At 68.5% G+C, this 21,723-nt stretch carries 17 protein-coding genes; 7 read left to right on the forward strand and 10 right to left on the reverse strand.

Going from position 1 to position 21,723, the window contains the following annotated elements; all coding sequences use genetic code 11:
• Window positions 1-1,149 carry a CU044_5270 family protein gene (locus HDA39_RS17510; protein WP_184796290.1) on the forward strand — a complete coding sequence of 383 codons (1,149 nt, stop codon included), beginning with the start codon at window positions 1-3 and terminating at the stop codon, window positions 1,147-1,149.
• Between the two features lie 9 nt (window positions 1,150-1,158).
• Here HDA39_RS17510 and HDA39_RS17515 read toward each other — a convergent pair whose 3' ends face one another.
• Window positions 1,159-1,809, reverse strand: coding sequence for a hypothetical protein (locus tag HDA39_RS17515; protein WP_184796292.1), 651 nt, complete (start codon window positions 1,807-1,809; stop codon window positions 1,159-1,161).
• On the opposite strand from HDA39_RS17515, the gene HDA39_RS17520 reads away from it, so the two are divergent.
• Window positions 1,808-2,656 (forward strand): ATP-grasp domain-containing protein, encoded by an 849-nt coding sequence (locus HDA39_RS17520; RefSeq protein WP_184796294.1) that lies wholly within the window; start codon window positions 1,808-1,810, stop codon window positions 2,654-2,656. The two genes, HDA39_RS17515 and HDA39_RS17520, sit on opposite strands and share 2 nt — an antisense overlap.
• On the opposite strand, the gene HDA39_RS17525 is transcribed toward HDA39_RS17520, so the two are convergent.
• Window positions 2,631-3,389, reverse strand: coding sequence for a class I SAM-dependent methyltransferase (locus HDA39_RS17525; protein ID WP_184796296.1), 759 nt, complete (start codon window positions 3,387-3,389; stop codon window positions 2,631-2,633). The genes HDA39_RS17520 and HDA39_RS17525 overlap by 26 nt on opposite strands.
• A gap of 42 nt (window positions 3,390-3,431) precedes the next feature.
• Window positions 3,432-4,859, reverse strand: coding sequence for an MFS transporter (locus tag HDA39_RS17530; RefSeq protein ID WP_184796298.1), 1,428 nt, complete (start codon window positions 4,857-4,859; stop codon window positions 3,432-3,434).
• 118 nt (window positions 4,860-4,977) lie between these two features.
• Between HDA39_RS17530 and HDA39_RS17535 the strand changes: the two genes are divergently transcribed.
• Both HDA39_RS17535 and HDA39_RS17540 read left to right on the forward strand, forming a co-directional pair.
• Window positions 4,978-5,496, forward strand: a complete 519-nt coding sequence (locus HDA39_RS17535; protein ID WP_184796300.1) for a MarR family winged helix-turn-helix transcriptional regulator — start codon at window positions 4,978-4,980, stop codon at window positions 5,494-5,496.
• Window positions 5,456-7,960: a DEAD/DEAH box helicase gene (locus HDA39_RS17540; protein WP_184796302.1), complete on the forward strand. Its 2,505-nt coding sequence runs from the start codon at window positions 5,456-5,458 to the stop codon at window positions 7,958-7,960. Before HDA39_RS17535 ends, HDA39_RS17540 begins: the two co-directional genes overlap by 41 nt.
• On the opposite strand, the gene HDA39_RS17545 is transcribed toward HDA39_RS17540, so the two are convergent.
• Window positions 7,957-8,598 (reverse strand): TetR/AcrR family transcriptional regulator, encoded by a 642-nt coding sequence (locus HDA39_RS17545; RefSeq protein WP_184796304.1) that lies wholly within the window; start codon window positions 8,596-8,598, stop codon window positions 7,957-7,959. The two genes, HDA39_RS17540 and HDA39_RS17545, sit on opposite strands and share 4 nt — an antisense overlap.
• Window positions 8,599-8,709: 111 nt before the next feature.
• Here HDA39_RS17545 and HDA39_RS17550 point away from each other — a divergent pair, with 111 nt between their 5' ends.
• Window positions 8,710-9,309 carry an SRPBCC family protein gene (locus HDA39_RS17550; protein ID WP_184796306.1) on the forward strand — a complete coding sequence of 200 codons (600 nt, stop codon included), beginning with the start codon at window positions 8,710-8,712 and terminating at the stop codon, window positions 9,307-9,309.
• 10 nt (window positions 9,310-9,319) lie between these two features.
• Here the strand turns inward: HDA39_RS17550 and HDA39_RS17555 are convergent, their stop codons facing one another.
• A complete protein-coding gene (locus HDA39_RS17555) occupies window positions 9,320-10,498 on the reverse strand; it encodes a trans-2-enoyl-CoA reductase family protein (protein WP_184796308.1) in 1,179 nt (392 codons plus the stop codon).
• A gap of 74 nt (window positions 10,499-10,572) precedes the next feature.
• On the reverse strand, window positions 10,573-11,859 hold the full coding sequence (gene murA, locus HDA39_RS17560; RefSeq protein WP_184796310.1) for a UDP-N-acetylglucosamine 1-carboxyvinyltransferase: 1,287 nt from the start codon (window positions 11,857-11,859) through the stop codon (window positions 10,573-10,575).
• A gap of 50 nt (window positions 11,860-11,909) precedes the next feature.
• On the opposite strand from murA, the gene HDA39_RS17565 reads away from it, so the two are divergent.
• Window positions 11,910-12,497, forward strand: a complete 588-nt coding sequence (locus HDA39_RS17565; RefSeq protein WP_184796312.1) for a cob(I)yrinic acid a,c-diamide adenosyltransferase — start codon at window positions 11,910-11,912, stop codon at window positions 12,495-12,497.
• 244 nt (window positions 12,498-12,741) lie between these two features.
• On the opposite strand, the gene HDA39_RS17570 is transcribed toward HDA39_RS17565, so the two are convergent.
• Entirely contained in the window at window positions 12,742-17,862 is a 5,121-nt protein-coding gene (locus HDA39_RS17570; protein WP_184796314.1) for a DUF6531 domain-containing protein, read from the reverse strand.
• 146 nt (window positions 17,863-18,008) lie between these two features.
• A complete protein-coding gene (locus HDA39_RS17575; RefSeq protein ID WP_184796316.1) occupies window positions 18,009-18,869 on the reverse strand; it encodes a helix-turn-helix transcriptional regulator in 861 nt (286 codons plus the stop codon).
• A 70-nt stretch (window positions 18,870-18,939) separates the two neighbouring features.
• On the opposite strand from HDA39_RS17575, the gene HDA39_RS17580 reads away from it, so the two are divergent.
• On the forward strand, window positions 18,940-19,674 hold the full coding sequence (locus HDA39_RS17580; RefSeq protein ID WP_184796318.1) for a phytanoyl-CoA dioxygenase family protein: 735 nt from the start codon (window positions 18,940-18,942) through the stop codon (window positions 19,672-19,674).
• Here the strand turns inward: HDA39_RS17580 and HDA39_RS17585 are convergent.
• Window positions 19,661-20,044: a nuclear transport factor 2 family protein gene (locus HDA39_RS17585; RefSeq protein ID WP_238356080.1), complete on the reverse strand. Its 384-nt coding sequence runs from the start codon at window positions 20,042-20,044 to the stop codon at window positions 19,661-19,663. The genes HDA39_RS17580 and HDA39_RS17585 overlap by 14 nt on opposite strands.
• Window positions 20,041-21,699 (reverse strand): signal peptide peptidase SppA, encoded by a 1,659-nt coding sequence (sppA, locus tag HDA39_RS17590; protein ID WP_184796320.1) that lies wholly within the window; start codon window positions 21,697-21,699, stop codon window positions 20,041-20,043. Before sppA ends, HDA39_RS17585 begins: the two co-directional genes overlap by 4 nt.
• Window positions 21,700-21,723 lie beyond the last annotated feature (24 nt).

The following is a 21,723-nucleotide window of genomic DNA, read 5'->3' on the forward strand; positions in this document are numbered from 1 at the left end:
ATGGACGACCTCGACAAGCTCCGCTCGGCCTTCCCCGAGCCGCCCGGTCCGACGCCTGAGGCGACGGCGAAGGCCCGGCGTGAGCTGGAGGCGCTGGTCAGGGCCGAGGCGACTCCGCCGAGCAGGGCCACCCGCTGGTACGCCGCGGCGCGCTCCGGGCGGGTTGGCATCGTGCTGACCGCTACTGCGGCCACGGTGGCCCTGGCTGCGCTGGCGACGCCTGTGCTGCTCTCCCCCGGCTCTGGCCCGGACGCTGCACCAGTGCCCGGTACGACGTCGGTGCCGCAGCTGCGGACGGCCAGCCAGGTGCTGCTGGACCTCGCGGTGAAGCAGGAGCTGAACGAGAAGGTCTCCGGCAAGTACTTCCGGGTCCGGAGCCTGCAGCTGCGTGGAACGACGACGGTCGGCAAACCGGCGTACAAGCTCGAGCGGCGCAACATCACCGAGAGCTGGATGCCGATGAAGCAGGACGTCGAGTCCTGGTTCGGCTGGGTCGACCTGGGCGCTCGGCCGGCCACTCCGGCGGACACCGCCCAGTGGAAGGCGCAGGGGTCCCCGAAGTCGTGGCAGCTGTCGTACGAGGTCGACCCGGTGACGATGGCGCCGGGTGAGCCGGTCGTGAACGAGATGACCTTCGACGACGTACCGCCGGGGTACTACCTCAGCGGGATCAAGCCGGTCACCGCGCAGCAGATCCAGGCCCTGCCGACCGATCCGGAGAAGCTGCGCGCGGTGCTCGCCGCCGACGCCCAGCCGGGAGCGACCGACAGCGAGATCGACTACCAGGTGTTCAGCGCGGCCGGGCGGCTGCTGTTCGAGATGCCGTCGCCGCCGAAGCTGCGCGGCGCCGCCCTGCGGGTGCTGTCGATGCTGCCCGGGACGGAGCTCGAGGTGAACGTGAAGGACCCGATCGGCCGGACCGGTACGGCGTTCAGCTACGACTGGAACCGCCTCGGCGCCAAGCCCGGCACAAAGCCCGGCGCCGAGCCCACGATGCTCAACGACGGCCGCACCCGGTACGTCGTCGACACCACCACCGGCCGCCTGCTCAGCTCGGAGTCCATCGGCCCGAAGACCGGCGCCAGCGTCGTCCTCGAGTCCGGCTGGACCGACGAGAAACCTTCTCCGCCCTCCAAAGCCATTCGCTGACTTCACTTCTCAGTAGTTCCCACCGATCCGGTCGGAACTACGCTTCGCCCTGCCCTCCAACCGCCCATCCGAGAGATGAACCTTGTCCCGCTTCCGCCCCCGGCTGCTGGCCCCGGCCCTCGCCGTCGTACTCGTCGCCGCCTGGGTCGTCCCCGCAGCCGGCGACCAACCCACCACTCCAACACCGAGCGGCCCGAAGCCCGTCACCGTCACGCTCATCACCGGCGACCAGGTGATCACCCGGACGACCCAGGACGGCGCGCTCGGCACCGAGGTCCGCCCGGGACCGGCCGGGCCGGCATCCTGTTCCATAAATTGGCCCTCGGCAACCAGCAGAACGTCGCCCCGGTCGACGCCGTCCCGCTGATCGCCGCCGGCATCGTCGGCCCACGCCTCTTCGATGCCGCGCTGCTCGCCGACCTCGGCCTCGACGACGCCGCGAGCCCCACGCTCCCGCTCCTGATCCAGTACGCCGGCCATCCGCGCGCCGTCCGCGAAGCCCTCCCGCCCGGGCTTCGGCAGCCTGAGGACCGTCGCGGCCGATGCCGCAGGCAACAAGGTGGACCAGAGCGTGGTCCGCGCGTACGCCTTGCGCTGACCCAGGGCAACGCGCGGAAAGAAGAGGCGAAGTCCCGCCGGGTTAGGGAGAATGCAGTGCATGCTGCTGGTACCGGGGGACCCTCTCAATCCGCGGCGCGACGATCCACACTTCGCCGCGCAAGCAGCAGCCGCGCGCGCCCTGGGGGTCAGGGTCGCCCGGATCGACCATGACGCTCTGGCGCGTGCCGCGACGGCCGAGGAGTCCGCGGCGGCGGTGACCGGCGTACCGGCCGATGACGACGCCGTCTATCGCGGCTGGATGCTCTCCTCGACGCAGTACGCAGCTCTGGCCCAGGCGCTGGAGGCTCGCAACGTGCAGCTGCGGACCTCCCCCGACGAGTACCGGACCGCCCACGAACTCCCCGGCTGGTACGAGGGCCTTCGCACCGTCACCCCGGAGTCCGTCTGGACCGAGGGCAGCGACCTCACCGCGCTGTTGAAGGCGACCCGCGCCCTGGGCGACGGCGCCGGTGTCCTGCGGGACTACGTGAAGTCGATGAAGCACTACTGGACCGAGGCCTGCTACCTGCCCGACCTCACCGACGAGGCGGCGGTCGAGCGGATCGGCGCGCGCTTCCTGGAGCTGCGCGAGGACGCGTTCACCGGCGGGTTCGTCGTACGGCGGTTCGAGCACTTCACCGGCTCGGAGGCCCGCACCTGGTGGGTCGGCGGCCGCTGCGTCCTCACGACTCCGCACCCGGACACCCCGGACGACCTACCCACCGGGCTCGACCTGATCGAGGTCGAACCGCTCGTCGCCGAGCTGGCCCTCCCCTTCGTCACGGTCGACCTCACGCGGACCGCTGCAGGCACCTGGCGAGTCGTCGAGCTGGGCGACGGTCAGGTCAGCGACTGGCCGGCTGGTCAGGACCCTGCCGAGCTCATCGCGGCTCTGTTCTCGCCCTGACCACGATCAGGCGCGACTCCGCCGTGAGCGGCTCGTCGTGCCAACCGCCCAGCAGCTCGATCTCCCCGAATCCGCTCGCCTCCAAAGCCCCTGCAAGCTGCTCCGCATCCCTGAAGAACAGGACGCTGGTGTAGACCTCCTGGCGCCCGTCCTCGAACACGTTGTACGCGTCGAACGTCACCCGGCCCTGATCGACCGCGGTGACCTCCATCCACTCGCGCAGCGGCCCGAACGGCGTCTCCCGTTCGGTCACCCCGGTGGTCCACTGCTCCCACGCCCGTACGGCGGGATTGCGGCTCTCGAAGCTGATCACCCCACCCGGACGCAGGGCCGCGGCAAGCCTGGTCAGCGTCGCCGGCAGGTCCTCGACGTGCATCATCGCGTTCCCGCTGCTGATCACGAGATCCGCTTGACCGTCAGCGGCCAGCGCGCTCGCGTCACCGTCGATCCAGGTCACGGCGTCGGCGCCCGGCTGCCGGCGGGCGAACCCGAGCATCGTCGGGCTCGGATCGACCCCGATCACCCGGCGCCCGGGCACGGCGGCCAGCGCCCGGGTCAGCAGGCCGGTGCCGCAGCCGAGGTCGACGATCGTCGTCGCCCCACCCCGGTCGGCGGCCGTCGCGGCGGCGACCCGGTCCGCCAGCGCCCGGTAGTACGCGTGGTCGTCGCGCGGCTCGTTGTCGCCGTCGTACAGCTCCACCAGTTGTTCGTCGCCGTACGGGTCGGTCAGCATGCGCCGCACCGTACGGAGCCCCGGATGCCTCCTGCAACGGGTTTAGCTCTCGCTCAAGGAGATCCTCGGGATCGTCAGCGCGACGACGCCGCTGACGACGAGGCCCACCGCGACCGCCACCGTGCCCGCGGTGACGGCCGCCCGAGGACCACCGGAGTCCAGCGCGGCGAAGTAGATCGCGCCGATCCCCGCCACGCCGAGCGCCCCACCGAACTGCTGGCCGGTGTTGAAGATGCCCGAGCCGGCCCCAGCCAACTCGACGGGAACTCCGGCCAGGAACAAGGTCGCCAGAGTCGGTACGACGAGGTTCATGCTGAGGCCCATCACGAACAGCCCAGGCACCAACGTCCACGCGCCGACCGGCCCGTCCGCCGCCCGGGCCGCCAGCAGGACGACCAGCGCACCCACACCCGCCAGCGAGCTCCCGAGCAGGATGAGCGTCCGGCCGAAGCGGACCAGAAGGCGCCCGGTGAACGGCGACATGGCCACGCCACCTGCCGCGAAGGCAGCCATCAGGAGACCGGCGTCCAACGGCGAGTACTCCTGACTCCCTTGCAGCCACAGGGTGAGGATCAGCAGGAACCCGGAGAAGCTCGCGAAGATCAGCAGCAGGACGGTCAGCCCGCGGGAGACCACAGGAACCCTGAACAGGTCGAGCGGAAGCAGCGCACCGGCTGGGTTCTTCCGGTGCTCGACAAGAGCCAGGCCGGCGAGCGCCACGATGCCGGCGACCAGGCAGAACCAGATCCACACCGGCCAGCCGTAGGTCCGGCCGTCCAGGAGCGGGAAGACGATCGCCACCAGCCCCACCGTCAGGACGGCGGTAGCGAGCCACTTCGGCCGGAGCCCGCCGACGAGCCTGCTCTCGGGCACCAGCCACGCTCCCGCCGCCAGCAGTACGACGGCCATCGGCACGGTGACGAGGAAAATGGCCCGCCACCCCAGCCCGGCGATGTCCGCGGTGACGACCACACCGCCGAGCAGCAGGCCGACGGCCTGGGCCAGACCGCCCATGATGCCGAAGACACCGAAGACGGCGGCCCGCTCCCGGCCCTGGAACAGCGTGTAGAGAATGCTCAGCACCTGCGGGGCGAGCGCGGCGGCGGCCAGTCCCTGCGCGGCCCGGGCCACGATCAGCACCTCCACGCTCCCGGCCAGACCGGACCACACCCCGGTGACCGCGAACACCGCGATCCCGGCCAGGAAGACCCGCTTGCGGCCGGCCAGGTCACCGAGCCGGGCGAAGGTGATCAGCGCCGCCGCGAACGCGAGCAGGTACGCGGCCGAGATCCACTCCAGCTGGGCCGGGGTCGCCCCGAGATCACGCTGGATCGCCGGCAGGCCGACGTTCACGATCGTGACGTTCACCAGGTCGAGCATGAAGGCCAGGATCAGCACGGCCATCGCGATCCAGCGACGGGGGTACGGCGCCTGGCCGGTGGCGGGTGGGACTGAGGTCTCTGCGGTCACTGCCGTACTCCCGGGGGTCGCGCCGTAAACTGACAGGTGAGCGACAAGGTCGCCGTGCCGAGTATGTCGCTGGAACGACACACTCGTTCGGGCGACAGACTAGTGAAGGGATCCGCCGATGACAAGCGAGCCGTCTCCGCTGTGCCGCACGCTCCTGGCCGCGACCGTCCGCCACGCCGCGGCGGCCGCGCGGTTCGACCACGAGGTCGGCGTACAGGCCGGGCTACCGCTCAGCACGTACGAGTCGAGCTTCGTCAACCTGCTGCGGCTGCACGGTCCGCTCAGCCCGGGCGAGCTCGGCAAGCTGACCGGGCTCAGCTCGTCCGGCACCATCACCGGCGTGATCGACCGGCTGGAGCGGGCCGGGTACGTCGTCCGGGAACGCTGTGTCGAGGACCGGCGCCGGGTCACCATCTCGCTCAACACCGCGTGGCTCGACCAGGAGAACAACCCGCGTCTGCGGGCGCTCGCGGCCCTGATGGAGACCTACACGGCGGCCGAGCTGGAGACGATCGCGGACTTCGTCACCAAGCTGGCCGACCTCGAGGCCGGCATCCTCGACCCGGCGACCGGATCGATGCGGGACAATGGAAACGATGACGCTGACCGAGAAGCTGCCGGACTCCACCGAACCTGACGCCCTGTACGACGCCTTCGCCACCTGGGTGGGCACGCAGGGCATCTCCTTGTACCCGGCGCAGGAGGAAGCCCTGATCGAGGTGATGACCGGGTCGAACGTGATCCTGTCCACCCCGACCGGCTCCGGCAAGAGCCTGGTCGCCACCGGCTCGCACTTCGCCGCCCTCGCGAACGGGAGGCGCACTTTCTACACCGCGCCGATCAAGGCCCTGGTCTCGGAGAAGTTCTTCGCCCTGTGCGACGTGTTCGGCGCCGACAAGGTCGGCATGCTGACCGGCGACGCCTCGGTCAACGCCGGCGCCCCGATCATCTGCTGCACCGCCGAGGTGCTGGCCAACGTCGCCCTGCGCGAAGGCTCCGCGGCCGACGTCGGCCAGGTCGTGATGGACGAGTTCCACTTCTACGCCGAGCCCGACCGCGGCTGGGCCTGGCAGGTCCCGCTGCTCGAGCTGCCGAACGCGCAGTTCGTCCTGATGTCGGCGACGCTCGGCGACGTCGAGCGGTTCAAGCTCGACCTGAGCCGCCGGACGAACCGGCCGACCGCGATCGTCTCGTCGGCCGAGCGCCCGGTCCCGCTGGTCTACAAGTACGTCACCACTCCCCTGCACGAGACACTCCAGGAGCTGCTCGTCACGCACCAGTCGCCGGTGTACGTCGTGCACTTCACCCAGGCGTCGGCGCTGGAGCGCGCGCAGGCGCTGACCAGCATCAACGTCTGCACGAAGGAGGAGAAGGACAAGATCAAGGAGCTGATCGGGCACTTCCGGTTCAGCTCCGGGTTCGGCCGGACGCTGCAGCGGCTCGTCATGCACGGCATCGGCGTGCACCACGCGGGCATGCTGCCGAAGTACCGGCGGCTGGTCGAGCAGCTGGCCCAGGCCGGGCTGCTCAAGGTGATCTGCGGCACCGACACGCTCGGCGTCGGGATCAACGTCCCGATCCGCACCGTCGTACTGACCGCTCTGAGCAAGTACGACGGCCGTCGGCAGCGCATCCTCAAGGCGCGCGAGTTCCACCAGATCGCCGGCCGCGCGGGCCGGGCCGGGTACGACACCTCCGGCACCGTCGTCGTCCAGGCTCCGGACCACGTCGTCGAGAACGTCAAGGCGATGGCGAAGGCCGGCGACGACCCGAAGAAGCAGCGCCGGGTGCAGCGCAAGAAGCCGCCGGAGGGGTTCGTCACCTGGGGCGAGGACACCTTCGACCGGCTGGTCGCGGCCGAGCCCGAGCCGTTGCTGTCGAAGATGCGGGTCAGCCACGCGATGCTGCTGAACGTGATCGCCCGCGACGGCGATGCCTTCGCGAGCATGCGGCACCTGCTGCAGGACAACCACGAGGACGCCAAGTCGCAGGTCCGGCTGATCCGGCGCGCGATCCAGATCTACCGTACGCTGCTCACCGCCGGCGTCGTCGAGCGGCTGGACGAGCCCGACGAGTTCGGGCGGACGCTGCGGCTGACCGTCGACCTGCAGAAGGACTTCTCGCTGAACCAGCCACTCTCGACGTTCGCGCTCGCGGCGCTGGACCTGCTCGACCCTGAGGATCCCTTGTACGCGCTCGATGTGGTGTCGGTGGTCGAGGCGACCCTGGAGGACCCGCGCGCCGTCCTGATGGCGCAGCTGCACCACGCCAAGGGCGAGGCCGTCCAGTCGATGAAGGCCGACGGCATCGAGTACGAGGAGCGGATGGAGCTGCTCGACGAGCTGAGCTGGCCGAAGCCGCTCGAAGAGTTGCTGCAGGCAACTTTGGAGATCTACCGGCAGACCCACCCGTGGATCGCCGAGGCCGGGCTGTCGCCGAAGTCGGTGGTCCGGGACATGTTCGAGCGGGCGATGACGTTCGGCGAGTTCGTCCAGTACTACGGGCTGGCGCGCTCCGAGGGCATCATGCTGCGCTACCTCAGCGACGCGTACAAGGCGCTGCGCCAGACCGTGCCGCCGGACAAGGTGAACGAGGACCTCACCGACCTCATCGAGTGGCTCGGCGAGGTCGTCCGGCAGACCGACTCCAGCCTGCTCGACGAGTGGGAAGAGCTGACCAACCCGACCACGTCGGAGGTGGTGGCCGCGCCGGTCCCGCTCGGTCCGCGCCGGATCACCTTGAACACCAGGGCTTTCCGGGTCCTGGTCCGCAACGCGATGTTCCGCCGCGTCGAGCTGGTCGCCCTGCACCGGTGGGCCGAGCTGGGCCAGCTCGACAACGAGTCGGGCTGGGACGCGGGCCGCTGGGCGGAGGCCGGTACGACGTACTACGCCGAGCACTCGTCGCTGGGCACCGGCCCGGCCGCGCGCGGTCCCGCGTTGTTCATGGTCGAGGAGCACCCGGGCTACTGGGAGGTCCAGCAGATCATCGACGACCCCGAAGGCAACCACGACTGGCGCGTCACCGCGACAGTCGACCTCGGCGCCTCCGACGAAGCCGGCGAACTCGTCCTGGAACTGGTCTCCTTCAAGCCGCTCTAGGGCTTGAGCAGGTCGTCGACCTCGGCGGCGAAGAGCAGGGCCGGGTCGAGGGCCATGCCGGTGAAGTGGCCGGCGAGCTCGAGGGACAGTACGCCGTGCAGGCGGGTCCAGAAGGACAGGGCGCGGTGCACGGCCGGGGTGGGGGCGGAGCGGTCGCCGACCCAGTCGCGGTGGTCGTCGAGATGACGGTCGAACGGCGTCTCCGGGCCGCTGCTGGGGAGCGCGCGGGCGGCGGCGAGCAGGGTCGTCATGATCTCGTCCGCGATGCCCGTGACGTCGTCCGGCGCGTGGTAGCCGGGCACCGGGGTGCCGTAGATGAGGAAGTACCGCTGGGGGTAGGCCAGTGCCCACTCCCGGACGACGAGCGCGAGGTCGGCCAGGTCCGCACCCTGGCGTGAGGCCGCGCTGAGGGTGTCGGCGAGGCTTCGGTACGCGTCGCGGATCAGATCGGTGATCAGGTCGTCGCGGCCGGCGTAGTACCGGTAGAGCGCCGGACCGCTCATCCCCATCAGCTTGGCGATCGCGTTGAGCGACAGCGCGGACGGGCCGGCGGTGGCGATCTGCTCCCAGGCGCGGTCCTTGATCTCCTCGCGGACCTGCGTGCGGTAGCGCTCGCGCGGGCTGCTGGTCTCCGGCATCGTCCTCCTTCGCTGTGGTTAGAACCTATCACGAAACCTATTGACCTTCACGGCGCTGTGGTTATAGGTTCTAACCACAACGACATGCTCTAACTCACCGAGGAGAATCCGATGATCCGCACCGCCCTGCTCGCCCTCCCGCTCGCCGTCGCCGGACTGCTCGGCGCCACCGCCGTACCGGCGCAGGCAGCAGCGCCTGCTCCGCTTACCTGCAAGGGACAGGGTGTCGATGCCGCCGCCAAGATCCGGTACCGGACCGAGGCCGTGATCAACGCACCACTGAGCACGATCTGGAAGCTGCAGACCGACGTCGAGCGCTGGCCCGCGTGGCAGCCGGCCGTCACCAGCAGCAAGCGGCTCGACCACGGACCGCTGCGCAGGAAGTCGCAGTTCCGCTGGACGACGCCTGTCCCGGAGACCGCGACCACGCCCGCGACGACGCTGAGCATCACCTCGACCGTCCACCAGGTCGGACACCGGTCCTGCCTGCGCTGGTCCGGCCCTGCCGTCGGCGAAGGACTGCGGATCGACAACGGCACCCACGTCTGGAACTTCACCCAGGTCCGCGGCGGCGTCCTCGTCCGCACCGAGGAGACCTGGACCGGCGCTCAGGTCGAGGCCGACGTCCCGACCTCGACGCAGTTCCTCGGCTACGGGCTCGAGGCCTGGCTGGCCGACCTCAAGAAGGCCGCGGAGAGCCGCGGCTGCTGATCCGCGCGGCCTACGCCTTGGGCCACTCCACGTCGACCTCGGTCTCGGCCTCGTAGTCCACGCCGTCGACGTCGAAGCCGTACAGGCGGCGTACCTCGGCGAAGAACCAGGCCGCGTCGGCCACGGTCGCGATGTTCTCCTGGGTGACGGCGTCCCACTGCTCCTTCACCGCGGCCTGGACGGCCGGGTCGAGCTCCCAGCGGTCGAGGCGCAGGCGGCCGTCCTCGTCCAGGTCAGGGGCCTTCTCGCCGGTCAACTGGTCCCACAGCGCGATCGACTGCTGGATCGGCGTCTGCATCTGCTCGCCGAGCACCTTGTGCAGCAGGCTCACGTACAGGCCGATGCCGGGGATGGCCGAGCTGGCCTGCGTGACGGCGGCACCGTTGACCGAGGTGAGGGCGCGGACGCCGTCGCGCTCGGACAGCGTCCTGGCCGTCTCCTCCAGATGCGCCTTGGCCGCGCCGATCGAGCCCTGGCGGTAGATCGGGCCGGTCAATTCGCTGCCGATGTAGGTCAGCGCGACGGTGCTGAAGCCGTCGTTCAGCAGCTTGCGCTCAGCCAGCGCGTCGACCCAGCGGGTCCAGTCCTCGCCGCCCATCACCTGGACGGTCTCGGCGATCTCCTCGTCGGTCGCGACGTCGAGGCTCGCCTCGGTCAGCAGTGGTGCGCCGTCCTCGAAGGCGATGCTCTTGGTCGTGTACGGCGCGCCGATCGTCTTCAGCGCCGACTGGTACGTCGTACCGGTGCGCGGGTCGACGCGGCGCGGGGCGGCAACGCTGTAGATCAGGTAGTCGACCGGGCCGAACTCCTTGGCGACCAGGTCGAGCACCTCGTCCTTGGTGGTGTCGGCGAAGGCGTCGGCGTTGACGAAGTGGAACTTGCGACCGGCCTGCTCGGCATACGCGGCGGTGGCTGCGGTCCGGTACCAGCCGGCAGTGGCAGTACGCCGAGCCGGCGCTTTCTCGAACGAGACGCCGACACCGTCGATCCCGTACCGGACCAGGCCGGCGATCGTCGCGGCCAGGCCGTAGCCGGAGCTGGCGCCGATCACGAGCGCGACCGGGCGCTTGTCCGGCGTACGGGCCTCGACCTGCGCAGCCAGGTCGCGCACCACCTGCTCACACCCCGCGGGATGCGAGTCGAGAAACAGGAACCCACGGCCGACAGGCTTGATCACACGCTCAGTCATGCGGATGACCCTAACCTGCCCCAGCAGCTACCCGCCGGTCACCGCCGGAGCCGCTTCGGGGGCGTGGACTCCACTCAGTTCCAGTACAGCTCTGCGTCGTCGGGCTCCACGGTGACGTCGGCACCCAACCGGCGGAGGTTCCCCGCGAAGTCCGTGTAGCCGCGGTGCACGTGGTGCGCCGCCGAGACCAACGTCTCACCCTCGGCCGCCAGCCCCGCGATCACCAGCGCCGCGCCCGCGCGGATGTCGCTCGCGACGACCGGCGCACCGGACAACCGCGGTACGCCGCGAATCACCGCGTGGTGCCCGTCGGTCTGCACCTGCGCACCGAGCCGGGTCAGCTCCTGGGCGAACGTGAAGCGCCCCTCGAACAGGTTCTCGGTCACCATCGCGGACCCCGAGCTGACCGCGTTCATCGCGATGCAGAACGCCTGCAGGTCGGTCGGGAAGCCGGGGTACGGCAGCGTGACGACGTCGACCGACTTCGGCTGGTCCGCCATCCGGACGCGGAAGCCCTGCTCGAGCACGTTGATCTCCGCGCCGGCCTTGTGCAGCTTGTCGAGCACCAGCTCGAGGTGCTCGGCGTGCCCGTTCGTGATCGTCACGTCGCCCTTGGTGATGGCGGCCGCGAACGCCCAGCTCCCGGTGACGATCCGGTCCGGTACGACGACGTGGTCGACCGGCTGCAGCAGCCCGTCCACCCCGGTGATCTCGATCCGGGGCGACCCGGCGCCCTCGATCCGCGCGCCCATCTGGACCAGCAGCTCGGCGATGTCCTGGATCTCCGGCTCGCGGGCCGCGTTCTCGATCACGGTCGTGCCCTTGGCCAGGACTGCGGCCATCATGATCGTCTCGGTCGCGCCGACGCTCGGGAAGTCCAGCCAGACCTCCGCACCGTGCAGCCCCTGCGGCGCCTCGGCGATCACGAACCCGTGCTCGATGTGCACCTTCGCGCCCATCGACTCCAGCCCGGCCACGTGCATGTTCAGCCCGCGCGAACCGATGTTGTCCCCACCCGGCAACGCGACCTCGGCCTGGCCGCACCGGCCGAGCAGCGGGCCGAGCACCGAGATCGAGGCGCGCAGCTTGCGGACCAGCTCGTAGTCGCACTGGTGGCCGATCTCGGCGGGGACCGCGATCGTCGCCGTACCGGCGTCGCCGTCGACCTTCACCTCGCAGCCGAGCGTGTCCAGCAGCTGGGCCATGAAGGTGACGTCGAGAATGCCCGGCACCTGCCGCAGCGTCGTCGTCCCCTCGGCCAGCAACGCCGCCGCCATCAACTTCAGCACGCTGTTCTTCGCGCCTGCCACCTCGACCGAGCCGTCGAGCCTTGCCTCACCCGAGATCCGAAACCGTTCCACCCGCCGACTGTAGCGCCCCGGCGTTCCGGGCTTGCGTAGAGTGCCGTGACATGGCTGTGAACTTGACGCGGATCTACACCAGGACCGGGGACGCCGGCGAGACCCGCCTGGGCGACATGAGTACGACGACCAAGACCGACCCGCGGCTGGCGGCGTACGGCGAAGTGGACGAGGCGAACTCGACGATCGGGGTCGCGATCGCCGCGGGCCACCTGAACTCGGCGATCGTCGTCCTGCTGACCAGGATCCAGAACGACCTGTTCGACGTCGGCGCCGACCTGTGCAACCCGATCCAGCCCGACCCCGAGTACCCGCCGCTGCGCATCACCCAGGACTACATCGACCGCCTCGAATCCTGGTGCGACGACTACAACGCCCGCCTCACCAAACTCCGCAGCTTCATCCTCCCCGGGGGAACTCCGGGCGCGGCGTACCTGAACGTCGCCCGCACGGTCGTCCGCCGCGCCGAACGAGCCGGCTGGGTCGCCGTAGAAGCCCACGGCCCGTCGGTCAACCTCCTCGCCATCACCTACCTGAACCGCCTCTCCGACCTCCTCTTCATCCTCGGCCGGGTCGCCAACCTGTCGTCCGGCGGGGATGTCCTCTGGGTCCCAGGCGGAGACCGCGAAGGCCAGTAGGCGATTCACAGCACCCCGCCGGGATCATTCCCCTCACAAGACCTCGTCAGCTCTGGCTAAAAACCCCCGCAGAACAGCGATCGGGATATCGAAAGATCGTTGCGACATGAACGTCGTGTGACGAGAAATGTCGTCTCGGTAAATCACGGCCAGCAGGTTTTCAACTCGGTCGTACAACTCTACCCCTAGACCGTCCCGACCTTCAGCTACATCGCTTGCCAAGACAATCGAATATCCTTCATGACTATCGTTCGACGAACCCAATGAAGTTACCTTTCATGTCGTAGCTCACGCCCCGGCCGGAAGAATCCCAGATTCGCAGTTTACCATTAATGACTTGCACTTGAGCGGGACTACGCAGGATTTCCTCGACCACACCGATCCCCTGCTCATTTCGGGCAGCTGCCTTGCCTGTCGACTTCGGAAGCTTCGGATTCTCCCGATCGCCATGCTTCTGCAGTGCTCGCCCCGCCTTCGTCAACCCATTGCGATCCGGTTTCGTCGCAGCAGTGAGAAGGTCGTCAATGCTGTGACCACCCAGCTGACTTCCAGCCCTACCAAAGACTTTCGGGAAGGTCAGAATCGCTTTCCCACCGATCTTGCAGGCCACGACGCCGACGCCACCGGGAACAGGTGTGAAGAACTCGCCAACCCGGGTGCTTGTTTCGGTACCGTCGACACCGAATGCGCGGTCTGTTCCTCCGTAGAACAAGGTTGATGCGTCCAAGCCGATCTGGGAGTACAGAAGGTTGACCTGCTGATTGACCGGGATTTGTTCCAGTATCTGAACGCCACCGCCCACGATGCCGACCCCGAAGTTCTTGTAGGTTTCGCCCTTGCCCAGGGAGTTGATGAAGTCGTCCAGGAACTTCGGCGACAGCCCACTCGGGTCGGTGTAGAACGTCGGGCGCTGGTCGGCATACACGTACGACGAGACGTATGGATCCGTGATTGCTGGCTGCATCGGATCCGGCGCTGTGAACATGCCCCAGAGGTTGTAGTCGCGGGCTCGCAGGTGGTACTCGCCCGTGGTGGACTCGAGGTGAGCGCCGGTGTAGGCGAACTCGGGGACCTCTGCGACGGTTTGGAGCTTCTCGGCCGCCGTGCGGACGCCGAAGGGCTCGTAGGCATAGCGCCAGCGGGCGCCGCCGGTGCCGTCGGTGACGTCGACGACCGAGCCCATCGCGTCGTGCATCATGATCGAGCTCGCGTAGGACTGGCCGGGGTGCTCGACCGACATCGGCATGCCGTCCGGTGTGTAGCGGTAACGCCAGTAGCTGTTGTCGGGCTGGGTGATGATGTTGAGCATCGGCAACTCGTTGTTGACGTCCCACGACATCCGCTTGGTGCCGGCCGCACTGGTCGCCGTACGCCGAAGGTCGAGCGCATCGTAGGTGAACGTGGTGCCGCTGATCTTGGTCAGGCGACCGAGGACGTCCCACTCACGGGCGAGCTGCAGCAGGCCGTCCGCGTTGTACGTGAGATTGGCGACGGCACCCGACTGGTTCGTTCGAGTGACCATCTGGTCGGCCGCGTCGTACGTGCTGGTGATCGTGCCAGGGCCGGAAGTGCCGGTTCGGGTCTCTGACAGCCGGTTGCCGACCTCGTCGTAGGCGTACACGATCTTCTTCGTGGCGGCGGCGCACGTCGTGGCCTCGAGGCAGTAGTTGGCGAGTCTGTTCACCTGGTCGTACTGCAAGGCCTCGTTGTAGACCGTCGTTCCGCGCGTCCGCTTGATGACGGCCGGGTTGCGCGCCGCATCGCGAACGTAGTCGTACCGGCTCAGCGGCGTCGAGACGCCCGCCTTCTGATTGATCACCGCCGAGATGTCACCGCTCCGGTCGTAGCTCCGGGTTTCGGAGTATCCGCTCGCGGTCGGGTAGGTGACCTTGGTCAGGTTGTCGTCCGCGTCGTACGCGAAGTTGGTGGTCTGCGCCAAGGCGGTCATCGACGAGACCCGGCCGTCAGCGTCGAACGCATAGTCGGCCTGGCCTCCACCCGGGTACAGCCGCGACTTCACGGCGCCGAAATCCGTGTAGGTGTAGACGTAGTTGCCTTGCGGCTGAGTGACGCCGGTCAGCTGGTTCAGACCGTTCCAGGCTTGGGTCGTCGTTCCGGTTGCGTCTTTGTACGACGTCAGGCGGTCGTCGTTGTCGTAGGTGAAGGTCGAACTGGACGCAGCGGACGCTGTCGTGACCGCGGTGCGCAGCCCGCGACCGTTGTACGACTGCTTGATGGTCCACGCCGCAAGGTCACCCGTCGCATACCCCCGAGCCTTGATGATCTCGGAGACGTTCCCGTCTTCGTCGTAGCCGTAGGTCTGTTTCCTGTCGAGCGGGTCGATCGTCGACACCAGGTCACCTCGGGCGTTGTACCCGTACTTCGTCACCGCGTCCTTGGCGTTCTTGCGCTCCACCAGATCGCCGTACGCGTCGTAGGTGTACGCCGTCGCCGCGCTCGCCGCCGACGTCACGGTCGTCAGTCGCTGCAGCCCGTCGTACCCGTACGACGTCGTGAACCCCCGAGGGTTGCGCTCGCTCAACCGGTTGTTCCGGCCGTCGAAGGTGCTGGTGGTGATCCGGCCGAGCTGGTCCTTCACGGTCGTCTGGTTACCGGCCGCGTCGTACCCGAAGGTGGTGGTGTGGTCGGTCGGCGTGCCGCCGGACACATTGCCTCGCGGATTGACCTGGGTGAGCTGTCGCCCGTCGCCGTCGTACGTCCAGCGGGTCACGGAGCCGCCGCTCGGCGATGTGGTGCTGAGTCGCGCGCCGTCGGGGTCATAGGTGTGCCGCGTCGCCTGAAGTCCCGGCAGCGCTTCGGTGAGCACACGATTCGCGCCGTCGTGGGTGTAGGTCGTGACCTTGCCCGCATCGTCGACCGAGGTCACAGTGTTTCCATTACCGTCGTACGTGGAGTCGGTCGTGTTGCCGAGCGGTGTCCTCTTGCGGGTGACGCGGTTGAGCACGTCGTAGGTGAACTGTGTGTACCCGCCGTTCGGCGCGGGCTGGTACTCGTACTCCCGGTTGCCGTTGGCGTCGTAGCGGTACTCCCACTTGTACAACGACTCGGTCGCACCCGCGACGTTGCCGCGAGGAGTCGTCGTCGCCGTCAACCGCCCGACCCGGTCGTACTTGAAGGTGGTCTTGGCGCCGGTCGCGTCGGTGGACGACTCCTTGTTGCCGGCCGCGTCGTAGGTGAGGGTCTCGACGATCCGATCGCGGTTCTTCGTCTGCAGCGGGCGGTTCTCTGCGTCGTACGTGTAGGTCTCGTTCTTCAGGACCGTCCCGCCTGCGTTGGCAACCTGCAGTGTGGTGAGGTTGCCGACCGCGTCGTACGTGTTGCTCGCAACCGTTCCGTCAGGTGCCGTGGTGGTCGCGACCTTGTCACCTGGTTCGTAGGTGAACCTCGTGGTGAACGGTTCGGCCTGGGCGCCACCGGCGCTCCCCCGCGGGTCCGTTCTCGTCAGAAGCCGCCCGCTGCCGTCGTACGTCATCGTGGTGGTGAGGCCGGCCGGCGACGCCTCGGAGGTCAGGTTGCCGTCAGTGTCGTATGCGTTCGTCCAGATGTACCCACGTCCGGTGCTCCTGGTCTTCAGCTGACCGGTTGCCGTGTAGGTGAAGTTCTTCGTCCCCTGGTCAGGTGCGACCAGTTTCGTCAGCCGGTTGGCGGTGTCGTACGTGTTCGTCGTGATCTTGCCGCGGCCGTCCGTGGAGGTGAGCACGTTGTCGGCCGAGTCGTACGTCCACTTCTCCACCGTCGAGACCGGCGCCGGAGCAGTCCGCGTCAGCAGGTTGCCGCGGGCGTCGTACGTCATCGTCGTGGTGTTGCCGCGCGGATCCGTCGTCGAGGTCATGTTGAGCTTGGCGTCGTACCCGTACGACGTGTGACCGCCCTGTGCGTCGGACGTGCCCACCAGGACGTTGCCGAGGTAGTGATCAGTCCACTTGCCACCGTCGGGCCTGATCGTGGTCGTGCCGAGCAGCGGATCGTACACGTACTGGGTGATCTTGCCGCGGGGGTCGGTTTGTTTGACGACCCGCCCAGTCGAGTCGTACTCGTTGAGTACGCTGTGCCCGAGCGGGTCGGTCACCCGATTGAGACGCCCAGCCGTGTCGTACGCATAGGTGGTGTTTCCACCCCGCACATCGCGGACGCCGGTCAGCAGACCCGCCGTGTAGGCGTACTGGACAAAGCGCCCATCAGGAAGCTCGACCTTCTGCAGCCGTCCCTCGGCGTCGTGCGTGAAACGGACGACGCGGCCGGCTGAATCAGTCACCGTTGACAGCACTCCGCTGGAGTGGGTCAGTTGCAGGCCGACACCGGATCTGTCGAGCAACGCTTCCAGCTGTCCCGACGAGGAGAAGCGTGCGACGCTGTGATTCGGCTGCCGGATCTCGAACCGTCCGTCAGCCAGCTTGACCAGGTCGGCCTCGACACCGGTCCCCTTTGTGTAGGTACCGTCAGTTGCTCTGGTGTATCCCGCCTGTTGTCCGTCGATGCCGATGTAGACGACCGAGGCCCCACTGCCAGCGATTTCGAGACGCCCTTCGTAGGCGTGATTCCACCCTTTCCCGAACGTGCCGACGTGATCGCTGGCCGAGTTGTAGCTGCGGAGCAGGACGAACGCTGTCCCCTGCCCTGCCAGCTGCAGATCGGTGATCGACTTCGTCTCGTTCCCGGTCGCCGTGTTGACGGGGTAACCGCGCGACACGGTCGGGTTCTTCGAGCACAGGTCGCAGCCAGAGCCCAACGTCGCCAGGTCGGAGACCTTCGTGGTGACCGGTACGACGTACATCGGGTCGGCGCTCGCGTAGGCACCACAGCCGTCGCGCAGGATGAAGCGGACAGTGTTGTCACCGGGCTCTAGTACGCCGGAAAGGTGCAACGGGCCGGCAGGAGTCACGAAGCCGATGCAGCCGTCGCTGAAGTCGAGGGTCTTGCTGACCGTGGATCCGTCGGCGTGGGTCACCTCTACCGTCAGGACGTCGTCGACCCGAACGGCGCCGTAGCCCGTTGCGGCCCGAGAGATCGCCAGAGTCTCCGACGCGTTCTGGTTGATCGTCAGCGTCTTGTCGAGGATCACCTCACCTCGGGAGACGCCCCGCTCCGGAATGGCGGCGGTGATCTGGACCGCCGCCTGCCGAACCCCCGCGACGCCCGCGAAGCGGTAGTCGTCACTCGTCCCCTTGCCGGTCGGGACGGCTTCAGGGACCTTGCTCGATGACTGCGGGGTCGAAGGGCGCGAACTCGGGTTCGGAGTCGGAATCGGCTGATCACTACCGACGCCCACCGCCGGGACCGCCAGGCCGGACAAGAGCAGGCTGATCCCGATGAACAGCAGGACGGAACGACGGACGAACGACATGTGATCCCCCACACGAAACGGACGGCTGTCCTGCAAGTCTGTGGGCTGAAGTCATCTCCGCGTATGGCTAGGAAATGTCAAAAGCTGCAATTCCGAGCACGTTTGGCGGGGTGACAACAGCACATCTTGCGTGGTTCCTCTTCAGTTCACCCGGTGCTTGCCTGGCTGGCCCGGTACTCGGTCGGGGTGAGGCCCACCAGCGTGCGGAAGCGGCGGGCGAAGTAGGTCGGGTCGGGCCAACCTACGGCGGCGCCTACTCGGGAAGCGGGGAGGGTGGAGTCGGTGAGGAGGAGGGCTGCCTGCTCGGCTCGGAGGCGGGCCAGGTAGGCCAGCGGGCTGAGACCGGTGTCATGTTTGAAGAGGCGGCCGAGGTACGCCGGGTCGAGGTTGGCCGCGCCGGCCAGGTCTTCCAGGCGCCACTCGGCGGCAAGGTCTGTTTCGAGGCGGGTGATGGCCGCGGCCACGGCTGGATGTACGGCGGGTGCCGCGGGAGTTGAGGGCAGCCCATCGGCGAGGAGGCCCAGGACGGTGACCAGGTGTCCCAGGAGGCGACCTGGGATTCCGGCGGTAGGCGCAGCCGCCAGATCCTCGGTCAGGTGGGTGATCTGGGCGATCGCGGCGTCCGCGGCCGCCGGGTCGACCTGCGTGGTGGCGACGCCGTACAGAGTGGTGGACGGGGTGGTCCACAGGAGGTCGCGGAGGAGCGGAATCTGTTGCAGGGCTGAGAGTTCGGCGCGCAGGCCTCGGGCCGAGACGCAGCAGTTGGCGACGACCAGGTCCCGGCAGTGGGTGAAAGCGTGCCACGCGCCAGGCCGCAGGACCAGCACCTGCCCCCGGCGTACGGGCTGGTCGCCCTGACTTGTGCGGTGGCGGCCGGCACCGGGACCGATGACGGCGATCTCGAGGAAGTCGTGCGCGTGGGCGTCGACGCCCGACGTCAGGCGGTGGACGCCACCCCAGACGGGACCACCTTGGAAGAGGTTCGCCTCGTGCAGGGTTTCCGGCATGTCAGGATCGTACGACGAGTGGTCGGGATCGGCCTGGCCTGCAGCAGGCTGCTTGAAGGACCTTAGTGGTATGACAGACCTAACCGCGGAATACCGTACGAACGGATTTGTCCGAGTGCCGCAGGTGCTGACCCCCGACGAGGTCGAGCGCTACCGCACCCGAGCGGCCGCCTATCTGGAGGAGCATCGTGCCGACCGTCTCCAGCAGGACGCGATCTTCAGCCAGCTCGTCAACGTCTGGCGCCACGACGACGTGCTGAAGGAGCTCACCCTCCATCCGAAGATCGCCGCCACCGCCGAACAGCTCGCCGGATTCCCGCTCAGGATCTGGCACGACCAGATGCTGGTGAAGGAGCCCAACAGCAACGCCGCCACCCACTTCCACCAGGACCGCCCCTACTGGCCGCACGTCAACGACCGGCTCCCGCTGTCCGCCTGGATCGCGCTCGTCGACGTACCGCCCGAGCGCGGCTGCATGACCTTCCTGCCCGGCACCCAGACCGTCACCGGCCTGGAGCCGCAGGACCTCAGCAACGAGGAGGACCTCTTCACCCGCGACCCCGAACTCCGCTGGGCCCCGCGCGTCACTCTCCCCCTCAAAGCCGGCGACTGCACGTTCCACAGCGGCTTCACCGGCCACATGGCCCTGCCGAACACCACCGACCAGGCCCGCTTCGCCCACGTCAACATCTACATGGACGCCGACACCATCTACACCGGCGCGCCGCACCCCGTCACCGACCCGCTGCACCTCAAACCCGGCGCCAAGCTCGACCACGAGGCGTTCCCGATCACGCCGGCCTGATCACCGTGCCCTGGTGGTAGAGCACCTTCCAGCCGTCCGCCTCGGAGCCTTGCCAGAGAGTGACCCGCGCCGTGAGCCGGGGCTGCTCGTTCAGCACGTACGTGACCAGATACGTCCGCTCCGCGATCTCCCGTACGACGAAGTCGGTGACGACCCAGTCCTCGGCGTCGTACGCGTCAGCCCCTTGAGTGAAGCGTTCTGTCAACGTAGCCAGGACGAACTCGCGCGAGTAGCGTCGTCCCGAGGCGCCGATCTCCCAGTAGCCGACCGCCATCTCCCGGTCGGCGTCAGCCGCTGAGCTGACCAGATCGCGCCGGTGGAAGAGCGGCTCCCGCCGGCGCAATGCCTTGGTCGTCGTACTGTCGGTCAACCGATTTTCCAGGTCAAAGGCATCGACAGTACGCCGGCCGGCGGCAGCCCCAAGGCCGTCAAAACAGAGGTGGTCACGCCGTCGACCGACAGAGGCTGGGTGGTGACTGCCAGGTCGTCGGTGGAGGTCGGCGGGCGGAGGCGGTCGAGGAACGATCGGCTGGGCACGGTCGCGAGCGCGATCTCATCGCGGTCCAGGCCGGCTCGTGAGCAGGCGATCTGGAGAGCCTGCTCGAAGCCGCCGAGCTCGTCGACGAGGCCGCGCTCGTGGGCGTCGGCACCGGTCCAGACCCGACCGCGGGCCAGGGCCTCCAACGCGTCGACGGCGAGGCCGCGGTCGTCGGCTGCCTTGGCGACGAAGTCGGTGTAGATCCGGTCGAGGGTCTCCTCGAGCCGCTCCCACTGGGCCGGGGAGAACTCCTCCTGCGCGGAGTACATCCGCGCGTTCTCGCCCTCCGACACGGCCTGCTGGGTGATCCCGATCCGGCCGAGCGCGTCCCGTACGACGCCCTTGCCGGACAGGACGCCGATCGAGCCGGTGATCGTCCCGGGCTGGGCGACGATCACCTCGGCCGGCATCGCCACGAAGTACCCGCCGGACGCGGCCACGCTGCCCATCGACGCGATCACCGGCTTCCCGGTCGCGCGCAGCCGCAGCACCTCGAACCGGATCGCGTCGGAGGCGACGTACGAACCGCCGGGGCTGTCGATCCGCAGTACGACGGCCTTGACCTTCTCGTCGTCGGCGGCGGCGCGCAGCGCGGCCGTGACGGTGTCCGAGCCGGTCCGTGGACCACCGAGTGGCCCGCCACCGGAGTTCCGGCCGACGGTGATCCCGCCCGTGACCCGGATGACCGCGACGACCGGCTTCGGCGGCCAGGGGAGGTTGTCGAGCGCGTCGTGCAGCGTCCGCGCGCCGCGCCGCTGGTACCGCTCGACCAGCAAGGGAGTCGTCTCACCGAGCCGCTTCTCCAGCTCGTCGTACACGGCAGAGCGGTACCCGAGCCGATCCACCAGCCCGGCCTCACGCGCTGCCTCAGCGCCCAGCGGCGCCCGGTCCACCAGCTCGCGGACCTGCTCGGCGGTCAGCTCCCGCCCCTCGGCGATCCCCGCCACGATCTGCTCGTACGACGACTCCGCCAGCCGCGAAGCCATCTCGCGAGCGGGCCCGGTCATCTCCTTCTCGGTGAAAGTGTCGACCGCGGTCTTGTACTCCCGCCGCTTGCCGAACTGCGGAATCACCCCCGCCTTGTCCAGTGCACCCCGAACGAACGTCGCCTGCACCGAGACCCCGGTGATGCCCAGCTCCCCCGACGGCTGCACCCAGATCTCGTCGAACGCCGACGCCAGGTAGTACGGCACCGTCCCGCCGCCGACCTCGCCGAACGACTCGGTCCACGCGACAGCCCGCTTCCCGGCCGCCCGGAACCCCGCGACAGCGGCCCGCAGCTCCTGCACCTGGGCCAAGGACAGCGGCGGTCCACCCACGTGCGCGACCAGCCCGGCGACCTGCTCGTCCCGCGCCGCCTTCCGGAGCCCGACGACCAACTCCCGCACCGTCGGCAGGTGCCGCGCCCTGAACGCGGCCAGCGGCGACGAAGGCGCCGTCTCCAGCACACCCCGAGTCAGATCCAGCTCCAGCAAGATGCCCGTCATACAGAGACCCTAGTCGCCCGACCG

This window comes from Kribbella italica (assembly GCF_014205135.1).
GTDB classification, from domain to species: domain Bacteria; phylum Actinomycetota; class Actinomycetes; order Propionibacteriales; family Kribbellaceae; genus Kribbella; species Kribbella italica.